This is a genomic window from Variovorax sp. 20P10.2.4, from assembly GCF_058244205.1.
Genome location: NZ_JBZAYE010001206.1, coordinates 1 through 964 on the forward strand (window position 1 = coordinate 1; position 964 = coordinate 964).

Sequence of the window (964 nt, forward strand, 5' to 3'; positions counted from 1 at the left end):
CTGGTGGACAAGCTGAAGAACGAAGCCAAAGTGATCTGAGGAAGACAACGAACATGACCGCACTCGTCATTGCCGAACACGACCACGCCAGCATCAAGCCGGCCACCCTCAACACCGTGACCGCCGCGCTCGCCTGCGGCGGCGACGTCCACGTGCTCGTGGCCGGCGCCAACGCGGCCGAAGCCGCCAAGGCCGCGGCCCAGATCGCCGGTGTCAGCAAGGTCATCGCCGCCGACAGCGCTAGCCTCGCCGAGAACCTCGCTGAAAACGTCGCGGCGCAAGTCCTCGCGATCGCTTCCAACTACAGCCACATCCTGTTCCCCTCGACCGCCAACGGCAAGAACGTCGCGCCGCGCGTGGCCGCCAAGCTCGACGTCGCGCAGATCAGCGACATCACCAAGGTCGACAGCCCCGACACCTTCGAACGTCCGATCTACGCGGGCAATGCGATCGCCACCGTGCAGAGCAGCGATGCGACCAAGGTGATCACCGTTCGCACGACCGGCTTCGACGCCGCGGCCGCCACCGGTGGCAGCGCAGCGATCGAAACCGCCGAAGGCGTGGCCGACAGCGGCAAGAGCAGCTTCGTGGGCCGCGAGGTCACGAAGAGCGAACGCCCCGAACTGACGGCCGCCAAGATCATCGTCTCGGGCGGCCGCGCCCTGGGCAGCGCCGAAAAGTTCACCGAAGTGATGGCCCCGCTGGCCGACAAGCTCAACGCAGGCCTCGGTGCCAGCCGCGCCGCCGTCGACGCGGGCTACGCACCGAACGACTGGCAAGTGGGCCAGACCGGCAAGATCGTCGCGCCGCAGCTGTACATCGCAGCGGGCATCTCGGGCGCGATCCAGCATCTGGCCGGCATGAAGGACTCCAAGGTGATCGTGGCGATCAACAAGGACGAGGAAGCGCCGATCTTCTCGGTGGCCGACTACGGCCTCGTGGCCGACCTGTTCACGGCCGTGCC

The 964-nt window shown here is 67.1% G+C and carries 1 protein-coding gene; it reads left to right on the forward strand.

The genetic code is table 11. The features are described 5' to 3' along the window. Positions 1–53: 53 nt before the first annotated feature. The coding region (locus AC27VN_RS42320) for an electron transfer flavoprotein subunit alpha/FixB family protein (RefSeq protein WP_490880646.1) at positions 54–964 on the forward strand (911 nt) is incomplete at its 3' end.